This is a genomic window from Streptomyces sp. GL_140, from assembly GCF_057834465.1.
The window spans coordinates 5,201,341-5,218,140 of record NZ_CM174404.1 but is presented as its reverse complement, the minus strand read 5'-3'; the positions used below and the strand labels follow the sequence as shown (position 1 = coordinate 5,218,140).

Sequence of the window (16,800 nt, the reverse complement as noted above, 5' to 3'; positions counted from 1 at the left end):
CCTTACGGCGCGGTCTTGACGGTGATCTTCTTGGCGATGATGTCGGCCTTGGCCTTGTCGACCGCGGCGACGACGTCCGTCATCTTCTTGTACTCGGGGTTGGAGTCGGCCAGGCCGACGCCGTCCTTGTCGAGGCCGTAGCGGACCTCACCGGACTGGGGCTTGCCGTCCTGGACCGACTTGATCAGGTTGAAGACGGAGAGCGAGACCTGCTTGGTGACCGAGGTCAGGATGTGGTCCTTGTACTTCGCCAGACCGGCCTGGTTGTACTGGTCCGAGTCGACGCCGATGGCCCACTTGCCCTTGGCGGCGGTGGCCTCGATGGCACCCGAGCCGGCCAGACCGGCGGCCGCGTAGATCACGTCGGCGCCCTTGTCGAGCTGACCCTCGGCAGCGGCCTTGCCCAGGTCGGGCTTGGCGAAACCGTCGAAGTTCGGCGGCTGGGTCAGGTACTGGGTGAGCACCTTGGCGTTCGGGTTGGTGTCCTTGACGCCCTGGACGAAGCCCGCCTCGAACTTCTTGATCAGCGGAACCTCGACACCGCCGATGAAGCCGACCGTGCCGGACTTGGACGCCTTGGCGGCGGCGACGCCGGCCAGGTAGGAGCCCTGCTCCTCGTTGAAGACGAGGTTGGCGATGTTCGGAGCGGTCACCGAGGTGTCGTCGATGATGCCGAACGTGGTCTTCGGGAACTTCTCGGCGACCTTCTTGATGGCCGGCGCGTAGGAGAAGCCGACGCCGATGACCGGGTTGTTGCCCTTGCGGGCCAGCTCGGTCAGGCGCTGGACCTTGTCGGCCTCGCCCTCACCATCGGTGGGCTCCGCCTCGGCGCCCTTGACCTGCAGGTCCTTCTCGGCCTGCTGGAGGCCGGCGTAGGCGGCGTCGTTGAACGACTGGTCGCCGCGGCCACCGATGTCGTACGCGATGGCGACCGACTTCTCCGGGGAGGAGGAGGGGGACGACGAGTCCGAGGACTTCTTACCGCCACAGGCGGTGGCCGAGAGGGCCAGCGCCGCGGACGCGATGCCCACGGTGGCGATCCTGGTGATCCGGCGCAAGGGGAGGCTCCTTCAAAACCTGACCGAAGCGCCACGACCGGCGCTGGTTTCGCCGCGATCGTAACGCGCGTAGATGTCAGTTAAAGGCCCGTTCATGAGTCGTTATCGGATCGTCGTGAACCAGACAGTGACCGATTGGTAACTCCCGCACCGTCCAGCCCTTGTGTACCAAGGGCTGGACACTACCGGCCGGTCGGCCGCGAATGCTGTAGCGATTTCGGCCAGTCCGTCAGCCGGCGGGCCTGGCGCGGCGCGCCTCCAGCGGTCGGCCGTCCAGCAGCGCGGCGGCCGTGAAGAACTCCACGCCGACCCCGATCGCGGCCTCGTCCACGTCGAAGTCGCCCCGGTGCAGGTCCCGCTTGGCCGTGTCGCCGGGCGTCCGGACCCCCAGTCGGGCCATGGCTCCGGGCACGTGCTCCAGGTACCAGGAGAAGTCCTCGCCGCCCAGGCTCTGCTCGGTGTCCTCGATCGAGTCGGCGCCGAGCCGGGCGGCCATCGACTCGCGGAGCAGTTCGGTGACCACCGGGTCGTTGACCACCGGGGGCACGCCGCGCACGTAGGTGATCTCCGACTTGGCCCGGTGCAGGGACGCGATCTCGTCGATGGCCGCGTGGATCTGGTCGGGGGCCTCGTGCCAGGCGTTCAGGTCCAGGCAGCGGATGGTTCCGGACAGCTCCGCGTGCATCGGGATGACGTTGCAGGCGTGTCCGGCCTCGATCCGGCCCCAGGTGACCGACATGCCCGAGCGGGCGTCCATCCGCCGGGCCAGCACGGCCGGCAGGTCGACGGCGAGCCGGGCGGCCGCCGTCACCAGGTCGGTGGTCAGGTGCGGACGGGCGGTGTGCCCGCCGGGCCCTTCGAGGGTGACCTCCAGCCGGTCGCAGGCCGAGGTGATGGGCCCGCTGCGCAGACCGATCCGCCCGGCGTCGACCCGCGGGTCGCAGTGCACGGCGATGATCTTGCCCACACCGTCCAGCACCCCGGAGTCGATGGCCTCGGTGGCGCCGCCCGGCAGGACCTCCTCGGCGGGCTGGAAGAGCAGCCGCACCGGCCGGGGCAGCAGGCCCTGGCGGTCGAGCTCGGCGAGGACGAGGCCGGCGCCGAGGACGACGGCGGTGTGCACGTCGTGGCCGCAGGCGTGGGCGCGGTCCGGGACGGTCGAGCGGTACGAGACGTGGGTCTTGGCGTCCGGGATGGGCAGGGCGTCGATGTCCGCGCGCAGGGCCAGCATGGGCCGCACCCGGTCCCAGGTCCCGACGTCACAGATGAGGCCGGTGCCCGATTTCAGCACCCTCGGGCGCAGGCCCGCTTTCTCCAGCCGGGCCTTGATCGCCGCCGTGGTGCGGAACTCGTGGTGTCCCAGCTCGGGATGCATGTGCAAGTCCCGGCGGAAGGCGATCAGTTCGGCACGCAGGTGGTCCGGAAGCTTGCCGGGCAGCTCGGGCCGGTCGGGCTTGCCGGGCAGGGCGGTCTGGGACTCGCGGGACATCAACTGGTTCACCCGTTTAAGAGTAGGCGCACCTCCACCTCAACTGGCCGGAGATCACCAAAAGTTCATGCCGTTAGGGGAAAGAAACCCGGCCTCTGGACGCATGACCGGATGTGAGTGGGGGTAAACTCGCGCGCTCACTTGGGCCCTCATCCGGCCGCCGGGGCCGCCTGAGCAGGAAGTCTGTGCACATCGCGGGCCGTGTCGGTGACCCCGGCGAGGAAACCGCGGGCCCTCGACGAGGCGTCCCGCGTGAGCCAGCGCGGATCCACATCGCATACGGCCACCGTCACACCGGTACCGGTCAGGGCGTACGGCAGCGTGTGGACGACCGTGGACGGAAAGCTGACGATCGTACGGCCGACCGGTCCACGCCGCGCGATCAGCTCCAGCGGCAGGTCCGGACGTACGATCTCCAGCCCCGTCGCCTCGCTCAGCGCGCGCAGCTTCTCCGGGGACTCCCGGCGGTGCGCGAAGTAGCGGGTGGCGCCGTGCGCCAGGGCCAGGGCTCGGACCGCTTCGCGGTAGCGGTCCGGATCGACCACCCCGGTCTCCACCAGCGAGGTCCCGACCAGGTCGGTGCCCTTCGTCAGGCGCGGCGGGCCGAAGCGGGACCGGGTCCAGGCGAAGTCGTTGAGCCGGACGGTCATCGCCGTGTGCGGGGCGGTCACCGGCATCGAGGTGAACACCTCGACGCGGCGCGCGCCGCCCGGGCTCGGGGTGAACCTCCGCCGGGCGGTCGCCGAGACCGGTGCGTACGCCAGATCGCGCAGTCGGCCCGGCAGTCCGCCGCCGCCGACCCGGTGCCAGCGCACGAGCCGCTCGCCGCGGGCCGTCTGGGCGACGAACTCCATGGTGGCGGTGCCGTCGTCGACCACGACGAGGTCCTCGGCCCGGACCAGGGTCAGCAGGAGCTGCACGTAGCGCGAGAAGGGATCCCCTATCACCACCCGGCGCGCGCCGCGCACGTCGCGCGTGAGGGCGGTGAGCGCCTTCAGGGGCGCGAGGCGGCCGCCGCGTGCCTCCTGCCAGCGCACCTCGTGCCCCTCGTCCCGGGCCAGCCCCGCCATCCGGCGCAGCTGCCCGCGGGACATCGGGTCGGTGGGCGGCAGCACGACGATCCGGACCCCCGTCCCCTCCCCTCCCCCCGGGTGGCGCTCGGCGGCCCCCGCGGGCGCCCGTGAGGGCTGGCGCGGCACGCCGTCGAGCAGCCTGCCGGGCTCGGGTGCCGGCCTGCTCCGCGCGTGGGCCCACTCCAGGACGTTGAGCAGCTGGACGGGGCTCTCCACCAGGGCCAGGGTCCGGGCGGAAGCGGAGGCGGAGTCGGAGGCAGGGGCGGATGCGGGGGTGGGGGCTGAGCGGGTCACCGGGTACTCCTCGTCAGAGGGTGGAAGGGGACGACACGCAGGCGGTACGGGGCGGAGCGGGGATCGGGGGCGGGGCGGCCGGATCCGGGACGGGCGGATCCGGCGGCGCCCCGCCCTTTCACACCGCGGCGAGCTCGCCCTGGACCCGGCGCAGCTTCTTCATGGGGCCGAGCTCGGACTCGTAGACCCGCTTGACCCCGTCGCCCAGGGCCGTCTCGATGGTGCGGATGTCGCGGACCAGCCGCGACAGGCCGCCCGGCTCCACGGACGCCGCCTGGTCGGAGCCCCACATCGCCCGGTCGAGGGTGATGTGGCGTTCGACGAAGGCCGCGCCGAGCGCGACCGCGGCCAGGGTGGTCTGCAGGCCCGTCTCGTGGCCGGAGTAGCCGATCGGGACGTTGGGGTACTCCTCCCGCAGGGTGTTGATGACCCGCAGGTTGAGCTCCTCCGCCTTGGCCGGGTAGGTGGAAGTGGCGTGACAGAGCAGGATGTTGTCGCTGCCGAGCACCTCCACCGCATGCCGGATCTGCTTCGGGGTGGACATCCCGGTGGAGAGGACGATCGTGCGGCCGGTCGCGCGCAGCGCGCGCAGCAGCTCGTCGTCGGTCAGGGAGGCGGAGGCCACCTTGTGCGCGGGGACGTCGAACTTCTCCAGGAAGGCGACGGCCTCGGTGTCCCACGGGGAGGCGAACCAGTCGATGCCGCGCTTGGCGCAGTGCTCGTCTATGGCGCGGTACTCGTCCTCGCCGAACTCCACGCGGTGGCGGTAGTCGATGTAGGTCATCCGGCCCCAGGGGGTGTCGCGCTCGATGTCCCACTGGTCGCGCGGGGTGCAGATCTCGGGCGTGCGCTTCTGGAACTTCACGGCGTCGCAGCCGGCTTCGGCGGCGGCGTCGATGAGGGCGAGGGCGTTGCCGAGGTCGCCGTTGTGGTTGATGCCGATCTCGCCGACGACGTACACGGGCTGACCGGGGCCGGCGGTGCGCGAGCCGAAGGTGCGGAGGCGGGCGGCTGCGGGGGTGTGCTTCATGGCAGAGCTGTCCTTCGGTACGAGGTGCGGGGGCTGGACGGGTACGGCAGGGGCGGGCGCGGAAGCGGGCGATGGCGAGGGAGGAGTGAGTACGGGCGCCAGTGCGCGGGCGCGGGCCAGGTCGTGGGGATCGTCGATCTCCAGGACCCGGGCGGGATCGGTGGCCACGGGCACGGTCCGCCCGAAGAAGCGGTGCCGGGCGGTGCGGAACCCGGCGGCGGCCATGGCGTAGGCGGCACCGGTCTCCAGCAGGTCCTGGGGACGGTCCTGGCGGCGGGGGCGGTACGAGGCCTCGTGGTTGACCCCGGCTCCGGAGCCGTCGGCCCCGGCCCGCCAGAGGAAGCCGTGGAAGGGAGCCACGGTGAGCGCGGAGTCGGCGGCGCCGGAGGCGACGGCCGCGGCGACCGACTCGACGTCGGAGGCGGTGATGAAGGGGCTGGTGCACTGGACGAGGAGGACCACGTCGACCGTGACCGAGTGCAGCTCCTCGAAGGCGTCGAGCGCGTGCAGCACGGCGGCTTCGCTGGTCGCGGTGTCCCCGGAGATCCCGGCGGGCCGCCGCAGCGCCACGGCCCCGGCGGCGCGGGCGGCGGCGGCGATCGCCTCGGAGTCGGTGGACACCAGGACGTCGGTGACGCTGCCGGCCCCGAGGCAGGCCCGCACGGCCCGTACGACCAGCGGCATCCCGCCGACGTCGGCCAGGTTCTTGCCCGGCACCCCCTTGGACCCCCCACGGGCGGGGATCACGGCCAGCACCCGCAGGCTCCCGGGCTGCCGGGCCCCGGCTCCGGTGGCGGTGCCGACGTCGACGCTGCTGTCGGCGCCGGCTCCGGCGGCGCGGGCGCTCACAGCTCCCCCAGCCGGCGGATCACCGGCGCGACGCGCTGGACGCCGTGGCGGTAGGCGCCGCGGGCAGCTTCGCGCAGGTGCGTACGGAGCTTGCGGCGCAGCCGGGACTCCCCGGCGGGCCGCCGGGCGGCGCCGGGCAACGGGCGTCCGTCCGGGCCCAGTTGATGCCTGGCCAGGATCCCGGGCAGGTACCCGGGAGCGGTGGTCTGCGTGTAGTGGGGGGCGAGGGCGGGCAGTTGGTCCCGCTCCAGGAGCTCCGCGAGGCGGCTGCGGGCCGCGGCGTACGCGCCGCCCACAGCGCCGCCCACCGCGGAGCCGTCCGCACCGGCGGCCACGCCCTGCGCCGCCAGCCACTCGGGGTTCCCCCGGGGCAGCAGTCCCGCGTCGAGCTGGGTCCAGGAGGCCAGGCAGCCCGAGCCGAGGAAGTGGTGGTTGCCCAGGGCCTCCCGGATGCCGAGGTCGGTCAGGACCGCCGTCGGGATTCCGCGGTGCAGCGATTCGAGGGCGGCCGTGGAGGAGACGGTCACCAGCAGGTCCGCGGTGTCCAGGACCTCGCCCATGTTCCCGTAGACCAGACGGCAGTTGACGGGGAGGCCGCCGGGCAGCCGCTCCGCCAGACGCTGGTACGGGTGCTCCTCCAGGTGCGTGGTGTGCTCCCCGGGGCGGCTGCGCAATTTGATCAGCACCTCGCGCTCCGGGTGCAGCCGGGCGTGTTCCGCGGCGCGGCCCAGCAGGTACGCGCGGTCCGCGCGGCCGTCCGGCACGGACGGCTGGACCGCGAAGACCACCCGGTGGGCCGTGTCGCCGACCGGCTCGTGGGGTGCTCCGTCGAGGAACGGCAGCGCCGTCTCCACGACGGCCCCCGCGTCCGCGCCCGCTCCCTCGTACACCTCGCGGAACCGCCCCGCGTCGTGGCGGGAGTTGGCGAGGACGAGGTCGGCGCCGTGCCGCAGCAGAAGCCCGTCGGCGAGTTTCTCGTAGACGACCCCGACGTACCCGGTGACGAACACCGGCCGGGCGACCGGCTCGGGCCACAGCGCCCGCGCCCCGTGCAGAACGGCCTGCACGGCGCCGCCGACCAGCGCGAGGACGACCACGTCGTAGGGGGCCGGGCCGGGCAGCCCGGGGGGCGAGGAGGACGCCGGTCCGGCCAGCTCCGCCAGGAACTGCGCGCAGGTCACCTCGGTCAGCCGGTCGGCCCGGACGCCGACCTCGCCGAGCTGGCGCGCGGTGGGTGTGGCGCGGCCGCGCAGCAGGAAGCCGGTCAGGTGGGCGGAGCCGGGCTCCGGGGCGAGGCGGCGCGCGGTGAGCGCACCCCATTTCCACCGGGTGTCGGAATCTGCGAGTACGGCCACTCGGAGGACGGCACGATCGGCCGCAGGATTGCTTGCTGGCACCCGGCAGAAGTTATTCCGCATTTCCGGTGATCGGCCCAACGAACGCACAACAGCGGGTTAACAACCCGTCGACGAAATGCGAAAGCACCCGGAACCATCCCGGTTAACACACCCGCCGTCCGTCGTTCACATGGAATCCGCGTCCGGGTCACGGTAAATGGCGGGCGGCGCCCTAATGTCTCCCAGGTGCTCAAGCTCTCCATTGTCGTGCCGTTCTACAACGTGCAGACATACGCGCCGGATGCCCTGAAAAGTCTCGAACTGAACGCACGGGACGATTTCGAGTTCCTGCTGGTCGACGACTGCTCGACGGACGGGACGCCCGCGCTCCTGGAGCGGGCCGCGCGCGAGCTGCCCGGCGCCGTGCTCCTCAGACACGAACGCAACGGCGGGCTGGCGACGGCGCGCAACACCGGCCTGGACGCGGCCCGCGGCGAGTACATCGCCTTCCTGGACGGCGACGACTGGCTGGCGCCCGGCCATCTGACCCGGACGCTGGCCGCCATTGAGGCTCTGAGCTGCGATTTCGTCCGCACCGACCATGTCAGGTGCACCGGCCGGGAGCGCTCCGTGCAGCGCGTCCCTTACGGCCCGGAGTCGCTGGTGGCCGATCCCCGCACCGGCATCCTGCCCGCCTCCCGGGCCACCTCGGTGGACTATCCGTTCGCATGGGCGGGGATGTACCACCGGCGGCTGCTGGATCGCGGGCTGCTGCACTTCACGGACGGACTGCGGACGGCGGAGGACCGGCCGTGGATCTGGCGGCTGCACCGGGAGGCGCGGTCCTTCGCGGCGGTCGGCCTGCCCGGAATCTTCTACCGGCGCGGCGTTTCGACCTCCCTGACACAAATCGGGGACGAGCGTCAGCTCGATTTCATTCGAGCATTTGACCAGGTGGTGGAGGACACGGCCGGAGACCGGGAATTCGATCTTCTCCTCCCCAAGGCCGTCCGCACGTACTGCGCGATTATCGCGCACCACATCGGATCCATCGAAAGGTTCGAACCGGCCGTGGCCAGGAAACTCCGTTCGATGAGCGCGGCCGCGCTCGGGCGCATGCCGCAGGATGTGCTGGACCAGGCCCTTTCCTCGATGGACGCCGAACGCTCCGCCCTGCTGCGCCGGCTCCGCCGCCGCACCCCGTCGGGAGCGGCAGCGTGAGTCTCACCCAGATCTTCATCGCCTCCACCCTCTACGGGACGGCCACGCTCGCCGCGGCCGTCGACGCCGGCAGCTTCCCGCCCGCCGACCGCCGGATCCTGCTGACCAGCAACCACTCCGTCGCCGTCGAGATCAACCCCCGGCTCGCCGACATGCCCGGCTTCGCCACGCTGAGAACCCGCTTCGACGACGTGCTCGACTGGAACACCGTCATCGAGCCGCAGCACCCCAGCTCCTGGTCGCCGCGCGCCGACGACGTCCCGCTGTGGGAGCGGTACCTGCGGACCCTGTGGGGTCTCGGCGAGGACCGGGTCGAGCTGATCGTGGAGTCCCTCCAAGTGCCGCCCGCGCAGGCCCTGTGCCAGCTCTTCCCGGGCGCCGCCGTCGACGTCTACGCCGACGGGCTGATGAGCTACGGACCCACGCGCGTCCGGCTCGACCCGCAGATCGGGATGCGGGTGCGGCGGGTGCTGCACCTGGACCTCGTACCGGGGCTGGAACCGCTGCTCCTCACTGAGTTCGGGGTGCCGGCGGAGCTGGTGCCGACCGACGAGTTCCTCAAGGTGCTGGCCGCACTGGCCGCGTCGGCTCCGGACGGCGGGCAGCTCCCCGCGGCCCGGGCCGCGGGCGAGGCCCCGGCCCTGCTCCTGGGCCAGTACCTCTCGGCGCTCGACCTCATCTCCGCGCAGCAGGAGGAGGACCTGCACGCCGAGATGGTGCGCGGCGCGTACGCCCTGGGTCACCGGGAGCTGATCTTCAAGCCGCATCCCAGCGCCCCGGCCGTCTACTCCCGCCGGGCGGAGGCGGAGGCCGAGCGGCTCGGCGCCGACCTGACCATCATGGACACTCCCGTGCTGGCCGAGATCCTCTACCAGCAGTTGCACCCGGCGCTGGTGGTCGGCTGCTTCTCCACCGGGCTGCTGACGGCGGCCACGCTGTTCGGGCTCCCCGTCGCGCGGGCGGGGACGGGGACCGTACTGGCCGCACTCACCCCGTACCAGAACAGCAACCGGGTCCCGCTGACGATCGTGGACGCGCTGTTGCCCGACCTGGCTGACACCGCGGCCGTGCGCGGCTGGACCGCCCCGGGACCCGCCGAGGTGCAGTCCCGCCTGGGCGGTCTGCTGACCGCGGTCGGCTTCGCGATGCAGCCGCGGATCCTCACGCAGCACCGCGCGGCGGCCGAGGAGTACCTGACCCGGCACCTGGACGCCCGCACCTGGCGCTATTTCACACGGCGCCGCCTGGCGAGCCAGGGCCTGCCCGGCGGCATCCCCGCGCAACTGGCGTTCCTGACCCGCAGCCCGGTCCTGCGCAGCGCCGTGCGCCGCGCCCGCCGGATCCGCCGTATGAGAGGCAAGCGATGACTGCCACCGTGATAGCGGGCGCGCGCACCGATGCGAAGTCCGGGCCGAAGTCGGGGCCGAAGTCCGGCTCCGACCGGCTGCGGGCCCTGGACGGGCTGCGGCTACTCGCCGCCCTCATGGTCTGCGGGTACCACTACGGCGGCCGCGGCGGGGAGGTGGCCAAGTCCTGGGGCGACTCGCCGAACAAGTTGTTCCCCAGCGCCTCGACCTGGCTGGCGTACGGCCCGCTCGGCGTGCAGATCTTCTTCATCATCAGCGGCTTCGTGATCTGCATGAGCGCCCAGGGGCGCACGGTCCGCGAGTTCGCCGCCTCCCGCGCGGCCCGCCTCTACCCGGCGTACTGGGTGGCGATCGCGCTGGTCACCGTGGCGGTCGAACGGGTCTCGCCGTCGGACCTCCTGCTCAACCTGACCATGCTCCAGCAGCCGCTGGGCGCCGACCGGGTGCTGGGCGTGTGCTGGACGCTCTGGGTCGAACTGCGCTTCTACGTCCTCTTCGCGCTCTGTGTGATCCTGCCGGGCGGAGGCCGCCGGCGGACGCTGCTGTTCTGCGGCGTCTGGACGTTCGCGGCGGTGCTCGCGAACGTCGCCGATCCCATGGGCAAGGGATTCCTCAGCCAGGCCCTGATGCCGCAGTACGCACCGTTCTTCATCGGCGGCATCGGCCTGTACCTGGTGCACCGCGACCACCGCGACAAGCTCGCCTGGGCCGCGGCCGTGACCGGCTGGCTGATCGGGCAGCACTACGCGGTGGCGGGGCTGTGGCACGCGCCGAACCCGAAGTCCTTCTCGTACCGCAGCTCGCTGGTGATCATCGCCATCGTGACGGCCGGCTTCGCGGTGGTCGCCCTGGTAGCGCTCGGCAAGCTCGGCTGGGCGCGCTGGAAGTGGCTGACGGTGGCCGGGGCCCTGACGTATCCGTTCTACCTGGTCCACGAGCATCTGGGCTTTGTGGCCATCAAAGCCCTGCACCGGACGGCGGGCATCCCGGCTCCGGCCACCTTCGCGCTGACGGTGGTGTTCATGCTGGGTCTGGCCTGGGCGATCCACCGTCTGGTGGAACGTCCCTTCGGCCCGAAACTGCGCAGAGCCCTCAGCTGATGGCGAGCTTGGCGGCGAAGCCCAGGAACAGGACGCCCGCCGCCGAGCTGGCCACGGACGACAGCCGCTTGCGGCGCCGGAAGGCGGCGGCCAGGCGGGTCCCGCCGAATATCAGGGTGGTCAGGTACAGGAAGCTGCCGATCTGGAGCAGGCCGCCGAGCAGCAGGAAGGACAGTGCCGGGTAGGCGTAGCCCGGGTCCACGAACTGCACGAAGAAGGACATCAGGAAGAGGATGGCCTTCGGGTTGAACACGCTGATCAGCAGCGCCCGCCGGTAGGGCCGCTCGGCGGTGGTGCCGGTGTCGCCGCCGGTCTCGGCCACCGGAACCGCGGCCGGCTCCCGCTCCCCGTCCCGCTCGCGCCGCGCGCGCCACATCGTCCACGCGCCCCGCAGCATCCCGATGGCCAGCCAGGTGAGGTACCCGGCGCCGAGCAGTTTGACGATGCCGAAGAGCATCGGGCTGGTCTGGAGCAGCGCCCCGGCGCCCACGGCGGCCAGGGTCATGAGGACGGCGTCCCCAGTGAACACGCCGAAGGCCGCCGTGTACCCCTTGCGCACTCCGCGGCGCGCGGCGACGGAGAGCACGTAGAGCGAGTTCGGGCCCGGCAGCAAAATGATCAGCACGAGGCCGGCGAGATACGTCGGAAGGTCTGTGACACCCAGCATGTGCAGGAGTGTCCCATGAGGACGCACCTGTCGCGCCAGTGAGTTTCACAGTGTGGGCGCCCGGCTTGATCGTCCGGTCCGGCGCGTGCGCACGGGCGCGCCCTCCCCGTTGGCTACGGGCCTCCCCTGCCTGGTAGAACCTCCCCCAGCCGCTTCCTGCCGACCCGGCGAGTGCCTCTGGTCACAATGGCGCAACATCGCGGCATTCCCTGCAACTCTCCGCGCCCGCCAGGCATCACCTAGATACACGTCGTAGAAACCGGGGGACTGCAATGCACCGACAGAAAGTCATAATCCGAGCTCTTGGCCTGGCCACCGCCGTCGCGCTCGCCGCGACCGCATGCGGCCCGCAGAACGCGGAGTCCAAGGGCTCCCCTTCCGCGCCCGCATCGCCCACGGCGGTCACCTCTCCCGAGACCTCGCCGTCCTCGGACACCAAGCCCGGCGACGCTTCGCCGTCCGCTTCCGCGTCCGCCTCGCCCTCCGAGTCGGCGTCCCCGTCCGCTTCCGCCTCTCCGAAGCCGACCGTCAAGCAGGTGATGGCGAACGGCGACGACAGCGACCAGGTGCGCGAGCTCCAGGCCCGGCTGCGTCAGCTCAAGTTGATGTCGGTCGCGCCGACCGGCTTCTACGGTTCGAAGACGACGGCCGCGGTGAAGTCCTTCCAGTCGAAGAACGGCCTGCCCGCCACCGGCGGGGTGGACGAGCCCACCTGGAAGAAGATCCAGAGCCTGACCAAGAAGCCCACCGCCGACGAGCTGAACCCGCCGACGGTCAACGAGGCCGACGCGCCCGACCCGCGCTGTATGACGGGCCGGGTCATGTGCATCAGCAAGGAGAGCCGCACGCTCGCCTGGATGATCGACGGCAAGGTCGTCTCCACCATGGACGTCCGCTTCGGCTCCGAGAACACCCCGACCCGCGAGGGCGTGTTCAACGTGGGCTGGAAGGCGAAGGAGTGGACGTCGACGATCTACCACACGCCCATGCCGTACGCGATGTTCTTCAGCGGGGGCCAGGCCGTGCACTACTCGGCGGACTTCGCCGCCCGCGGCTACGCCGGCGCCTCGCACGGCTGCGTGAACGTCCGGGACAAGGCCAAGCTGTCGAAGCTGTTCGACGCCGTCCAGGTGGGCGACAAGGTCGTCGTCTACTGGTGAGCCGGTCCGGCCGGTCCGGTCGGGGATTGAGGGCGCGGGCGGGATCGGGGGAACGAATCCCGCCCGCGCCGGTTGCGCAGAGCCCAGGGGTACGGGGGGAACCCCGGCTCATGCGCGGCCGATGACCAGTCGGCTCGGTATGTACTGCGCCGCCGGTTCGAAAAGTGTTACAGCCGGTGCGTGGGTCTGTTTCAGGACACTGTCCGATAGCCGGTCCCGTGTCCGGTTCCCGGCCCCTCCGGCCCGGATCCGCCGGCCGGGCCGGAACGCCGCTCAGCGGCGTACGTGCAGCCCCAGCGAGCCGTCCACGCCCTGAACACCGTCGGCCGGCTTGGCCGGTGTCAGGGTCGGCGCCTGCACCGGCGGGGCGTCCCCACTGCCCAGGGCCGGCGCATCTCCGCGGGTACCACCGCCGGTGGTCCCGTCGAGGATCGTCTGACAGTAGTGCGGGATCCGCAGGAGCCCCTTGGCCAGCCGTACGAGCTTGTCGCGGCGGTCGTTGTCGAGCCGCCCCGCCCGGAAGTCCCGGCACATCTCGGCCACCCTGGTCCGGCTCTCCCGGTCCTTGTCCGCGCCGTCCGTGCCGCCTTCGGCGAAGCGGTCCCTGGTGTCCTTGCCCGGGGTGGAGCCGTTGGCGGTCGGGCCGGTCGCACTGCCGCCGCCCGTCCCGGTTCCGCCGCCCGCACCGGGCGCCGTCGGCGTACGCCCCTGCGCGCCCAGGGTGCTGTCGTCCGGGTTCGGGGTGGCTCCCGGAGTCCCGGGGTCGGGCGTCCGGGGGGACCTCGGCTGCGGGACCAGCGTCGGTGCCGGGCCGCCCGCGGCTGCCGGGGAGTCCCCGGCGCTCACGGACACGGCCGGGATCCCGCCCGCGTTCTCGTGCGTGTCGCGGTCCAGCAGTCCGGCGCCCGCCGCGGCCGCCAGGCCGCCCACGGCCACGCTCGCCACCGCCGCCGCCGCGAGGGCGAAGCGGACCGGCCGATGGCGTCGGGAGCCGGAAGCGGAATGCGAAGCGGAACCGGAAGATACCGCCGGGCCGTGGCCGAAACCAGACCCCGCGCCGCGGCCCGCGCCGGGCGGGCTGAGGTCCACCACGGTCTCGCCGGAAGCGAACACCTCGGCCGCGACCTCCGCCCGGGGCGCCGTCCCGCGCGCGGCACGGAAGGCGGCGAGTGCTGCGGCTTCTCCGGGCAGTTCCCCGCCGGCCGCCGGAGGCGGCTCGGCCAGTGCGTCGAGGGCGGCACGCAGCCGCTCGGCGCGGGCCCGGGCGTGGTGCTCGGCTCCAGGTACGGCCGGTTCTCCGCGCAGCAGTCTGTCCGCCGCGGCTTTGTCCAGCCACCTGTCGCGCTCGTCGGCCATCACATGTCCTTCTGCGTCCGCCAACGTGAATGCGTCACACCGGTTTGTTCTACGAGGCCCCCGCCATGGCCGCGTTGCGCCGGTACGGCATCGAGATCCCTCTCGCCCCCGCCGTCCCGCGGCTGGTCACCAGCACCACGGCCGCTGACATTATCTCCGAGTCCGTGGCCCGTTCCGGAGCCGATACCGGAGTCCGGCCCGAAACCGCCCTCCGCGCAGAGCAGCTCGGCCAGCTTCTTCAGACCCCGGTGCGCGGCGGTGCGTACTGCGCCGGGGCGCTTGCCCAGGGTTTCGGCCGCGGTCTTGGCGTCGAGGCCGACCACGACCCGTAGGACCACGGCTTCCGCCTGGTCCTGCGGGAGCTGGGCTATGAGGGCCATCGTGCGGCCCGTGGACAGCGCCTCCATGGCCTCGCCCGCGGTGTCGGAATCGGCGGCGCGGCCCGTCAGTTCGGTCTCGTCGCCGCCCACGGCGGGGCGCCGGCCGCGCATCCGGATGTGATCGAGGGCACGGTTGCGGGCGATGCGGGCGGCCCAGCCGCGGAATCGGTCGGCGTCGCCGGTGAAGGAGTCGAGGTCGCGGGCGATCTGCAGCCAGGCTTCGGAGGTGACGTCCTCGGCGTCGCCGTCTCCGACGAGCGTGCGGACGTATCCGAGCAGGCGCGGGTGCACGGCGCGGTACACAGTACGGAACGCGTTCTCGTCGCCGTCTTGTGCCGCGAGCACCGCGGTGGTCAGCTCCGCGTCGTCCCCCAGCAAAGTCCCCAACCCGTTCACTGTCCTGTACGTCTGGCGCAAATCAGCACGTTACGGCTTTCAAGCACCTTCGTCCACGAGTTGTACAACGAGCAACCAACCCTGCGCGGAGCGAGGTGTGACACAAAACGCACCGAAGGCGCTGACTGGGATACGGGCTTGTCGCACGAGTCCGTGACGGATGGCGGCCGGGGCCTCTCCTGTGGGGGGTGGCGGCCTCGGCCGCCCTCCCCTTTCCAAGCCTTCTTCCGAGCCATCATGCCTCCCGCCCGCCGCGGCCCCGCACACACCCTTCGGCCAGGTACGCACTGTTCCCCGGACAGGCCTTCGTCATCCTTTCGGCTCACTTCCGGGTGAAAACCCCGGACGGGTACGACACACCCGGCCCCACGTCGATAGCGTGGCGGTACACCCCCGCCACGCCACAAGGAGCCCCCCGCTGTCCAGCCACCTTCCGGCGCAGGCCCGCGGAAGCTCCGATCCTCCCCAAGACTCCGGGCTCGCGCGGTTCAACGCCCTGTCCCCCGAAACCGCCCACTCCGTACTGCTGCACTGCTGCGGCAGCACCCGCTGGGCCCAACGGGTGGCGACCCACCGCCCCTACCCCGATCACGGCGCGCTGCTCGCCGCCGCGGACGAGGCCTCGTACGACCTGTCCCAGGCCGACCTCTCGGAGGCACTGGCCGGCGAGTTCCCGCCGGAGCTGGAGCACGGGGCCTCGTACGCCGCGCTGCTGGCGCTCGACGCGGCCCACGCGGAGTACGAGCGGACCTTCGGGCACGCCTTCGTGATCTGCCTCGACGGGACCACCCCGGAGGAGCAGGCGGACCAGCTGCTGGCCGCGATCCGACGGCGGATGGACCTGGAGGTGGACGAGGAGCGTGCGATCTCCGCGGACGAGCTCCGCCGCGTCGCGCAGGTCCGACTCGCCGACCTGACACACTGGCTGACCTCGGCAGATGGGGTATCTGCTGCCGAATTCGGGCTATTCGCCCCTGTGGGATAGTCCGTCCGTGCCTGTTTGATCACACCGATGGCCCCCGCGCAAGGGAACCGACAAAGCGTCGCTACGATGTCCGGGGCCGGAGGACCGTACCCGGCCGGGCCCGACCGACAAAGAAGCCGGCTGGCCCCCGCCCCGCTTCCGGAGGGTTTTCCGTGCCGGCTGGAACGTTGTACCGCGGCCGGGAAGGAATGTGGTCCTGGGTGGCTCATCGAGTCACCGGCGTCCTCATCTTCTTCTTCCTGTTCGTACACGTCCTCGACACCGCTCTCGTCCGCGTCTCTCCCGAGGCGTACGACGATGTCGTGGCTACCTACAAGACTCCGATCGTCGCGCTGCTGGAGTACGGCCTCGTCGCCGCAATCCTGTTCCACGCGCTCAACGGTCTCCGTGTCATCGCCGTGGACTTCTGGTCCAAGGGCCCGCGCTACCAGAAGCAGATGCTCTGGTCCGTCGTGAGCGTCTGGATCGTGCTGATGGCCGGGGCCGTGTACCCCGTGCTGCACCACGCCTACCTCGAACTGTTCGGGAAGTGACACGCATGTCTTCTGACACTTCTTCCGCTCAGGCCATCGGTGACGTGGAGGGGGTCTCCCTCTACGACGTCGACAACCCGGCGCCGTACATCGAGGCCCCGCGCAAGCGCACCGGCAAGACCCCGCGCTCGACGCGCGGCAACTTCGAGATGGTCGCGTGGCTCTTCATGCGCCTCTCGGGCATCGTGCTCGTCGTGCTGGTCCTCGGCCACCTGCTGATCCAGCTCGTCCTCGACGGCGGCGTGTCCAAGATCGGCTTCGCCTTCGTGGCCGGCCGCTGGGCCTCCCCGTTCTGGCAGGTCTGGGACCTGCTGATGCTGTGGCTCGCGATGCTCCACGGAGCCAACGGCCTGCGTACCGTCATCAACGACTACGCCGAGCGCGCCAACACGCGCCTGTGGCTCAAGGGCCTGCTCTACACCGCCACGGTGTTCACCATTCTTCTGGGCACGCTGGTGATCTTCACCTTCGACCCGAACATCCGCTAGGCAACGGGGCTGAGGCG

15 protein-coding genes and 1 pseudogene are annotated in these 16,800 nt (G+C 71.5%); 7 read left to right on the top strand and 9 right to left on the bottom strand.

Translation table 11 applies throughout. The features are described from left to right. Window positions 1-2 precede the first annotated feature (2 nt). The 6 genes and pseudogenes from AC3IYJ_RS24325 to AC3IYJ_RS24300 form a co-directional block, all read right to left on the bottom strand. On the bottom strand, window positions 3-1,058 hold the full coding sequence (locus tag AC3IYJ_RS24325) for a BMP family lipoprotein (RefSeq protein WP_489396865.1): 1,056 nt from the start codon (window positions 1,056-1,058) through the stop codon (window positions 3-5). 229 nt (window positions 1,059-1,287) lie between these two features. Beyond that, entirely contained in the window at window positions 1,288-2,547 is a 1,260-nt protein-coding gene (locus AC3IYJ_RS24320; RefSeq protein WP_489402906.1) for an amidohydrolase, read from the bottom strand. A gap of 149 nt (window positions 2,548-2,696) precedes the next feature. Beyond that, window positions 2,697-3,914, bottom strand: a complete 1,218-nt coding sequence (locus AC3IYJ_RS24315) for a hypothetical protein (RefSeq protein ID WP_489396864.1) — start codon at window positions 3,912-3,914, stop codon at window positions 2,697-2,699. 118 nt (window positions 3,915-4,032) lie between these two features. Next, entirely contained in the window at window positions 4,033-4,944 is a 912-nt protein-coding gene (locus AC3IYJ_RS24310; RefSeq protein ID WP_489402905.1) for an N-acetylneuraminate synthase family protein, read from the bottom strand. 393 nt (window positions 4,945-5,337) lie between these two features. After that, window positions 5,338-5,691 (bottom strand): annotated as a pseudogene (locus AC3IYJ_RS24305) (acylneuraminate cytidylyltransferase family protein); the annotation flags it as partial. A 98-nt stretch (window positions 5,692-5,789) separates the two neighbouring features. Continuing rightward, window positions 5,790-7,211, bottom strand: a complete 1,422-nt coding sequence (locus AC3IYJ_RS24300) for a DUF6716 putative glycosyltransferase (RefSeq protein WP_489396863.1) — start codon at window positions 7,209-7,211, stop codon at window positions 5,790-5,792. Between the two features lie 165 nt (window positions 7,212-7,376). Between AC3IYJ_RS24300 and AC3IYJ_RS24295 the strand changes: the two genes are divergently transcribed. From AC3IYJ_RS24295 to AC3IYJ_RS24285, 3 genes are read left to right on the top strand one after another with little or no spacing between them, the layout of a single operon-like run. Further along, window positions 7,377-8,351, top strand: a complete 975-nt coding sequence (locus tag AC3IYJ_RS24295) for a glycosyltransferase family 2 protein (protein ID WP_489396862.1) — start codon at window positions 7,377-7,379, stop codon at window positions 8,349-8,351. Beyond that, window positions 8,348-9,718, top strand: a complete 1,371-nt coding sequence (locus tag AC3IYJ_RS24290) for a polysialyltransferase family glycosyltransferase (RefSeq protein ID WP_489396861.1) — start codon at window positions 8,348-8,350, stop codon at window positions 9,716-9,718. Before AC3IYJ_RS24295 ends, AC3IYJ_RS24290 begins: the two co-directional genes overlap by 4 nt. Continuing rightward, window positions 9,715-10,818 (top strand): acyltransferase family protein, encoded by a 1,104-nt coding sequence (locus AC3IYJ_RS24285; protein ID WP_489396860.1) that lies wholly within the window; start codon window positions 9,715-9,717, stop codon window positions 10,816-10,818. Before AC3IYJ_RS24290 ends, AC3IYJ_RS24285 begins: the two co-directional genes overlap by 4 nt. Here AC3IYJ_RS24285 and leuE read toward each other — a convergent pair. Continuing rightward, window positions 10,811-11,485, bottom strand: a complete 675-nt coding sequence (gene leuE / locus AC3IYJ_RS24280; RefSeq protein WP_489396859.1) for a leucine efflux protein LeuE — start codon at window positions 11,483-11,485, stop codon at window positions 10,811-10,813. The genes AC3IYJ_RS24285 and leuE overlap by 8 nt on opposite strands. Before the next feature lie 272 nt (window positions 11,486-11,757). Here leuE and AC3IYJ_RS24275 point away from each other — a divergent pair, with 272 nt between their 5' ends. Then, entirely contained in the window at window positions 11,758-12,645 is an 888-nt protein-coding gene (locus tag AC3IYJ_RS24275; protein ID WP_489396858.1) for a L,D-transpeptidase family protein, read from the top strand. Window positions 12,646-12,918: 273 nt separating this feature from the next. Here AC3IYJ_RS24275 and AC3IYJ_RS24270 read toward each other — a convergent pair whose 3' ends face one another. Further along, window positions 12,919-14,001 (bottom strand): hypothetical protein, encoded by a 1,083-nt coding sequence (locus AC3IYJ_RS24270; protein WP_489396857.1) that lies wholly within the window; start codon window positions 13,999-14,001, stop codon window positions 12,919-12,921. After that, window positions 14,001-14,759, bottom strand: a complete 759-nt coding sequence (locus AC3IYJ_RS24265) for an RNA polymerase sigma factor (protein WP_489402904.1) — start codon at window positions 14,757-14,759, stop codon at window positions 14,001-14,003. Before AC3IYJ_RS24265 ends, AC3IYJ_RS24270 begins: the two co-directional genes overlap by 1 nt. A gap of 397 nt (window positions 14,760-15,156) precedes the next feature. Here AC3IYJ_RS24265 and AC3IYJ_RS24260 point away from each other — a divergent pair, with 397 nt between their 5' ends. The 3 genes from AC3IYJ_RS24260 to AC3IYJ_RS24250 all read left to right on the top strand — a co-directional run bounded on the left by AC3IYJ_RS24260 (window position 15,157) and on the right by AC3IYJ_RS24250 (window position 16,783). Next, window positions 15,157-15,762 (top strand): 2-oxo-4-hydroxy-4-carboxy-5-ureidoimidazoline decarboxylase, encoded by a 606-nt coding sequence (locus AC3IYJ_RS24260; protein WP_489396856.1) that lies wholly within the window; start codon window positions 15,157-15,159, stop codon window positions 15,760-15,762. Between the two features lie 152 nt (window positions 15,763-15,914). Beyond that, on the top strand, window positions 15,915-16,295 hold the full coding sequence (gene sdhC / locus AC3IYJ_RS24255; RefSeq protein WP_489396855.1) for a succinate dehydrogenase, cytochrome b556 subunit: 381 nt from the start codon (window positions 15,915-15,917) through the stop codon (window positions 16,293-16,295). A gap of 5 nt (window positions 16,296-16,300) precedes the next feature. Further along, entirely contained in the window at window positions 16,301-16,783 is a 483-nt protein-coding gene (locus AC3IYJ_RS24250) for a succinate dehydrogenase hydrophobic membrane anchor subunit (protein WP_489396854.1), read from the top strand. The last annotated feature ends 17 nt before the right edge of the window (window positions 16,784-16,800 follow it).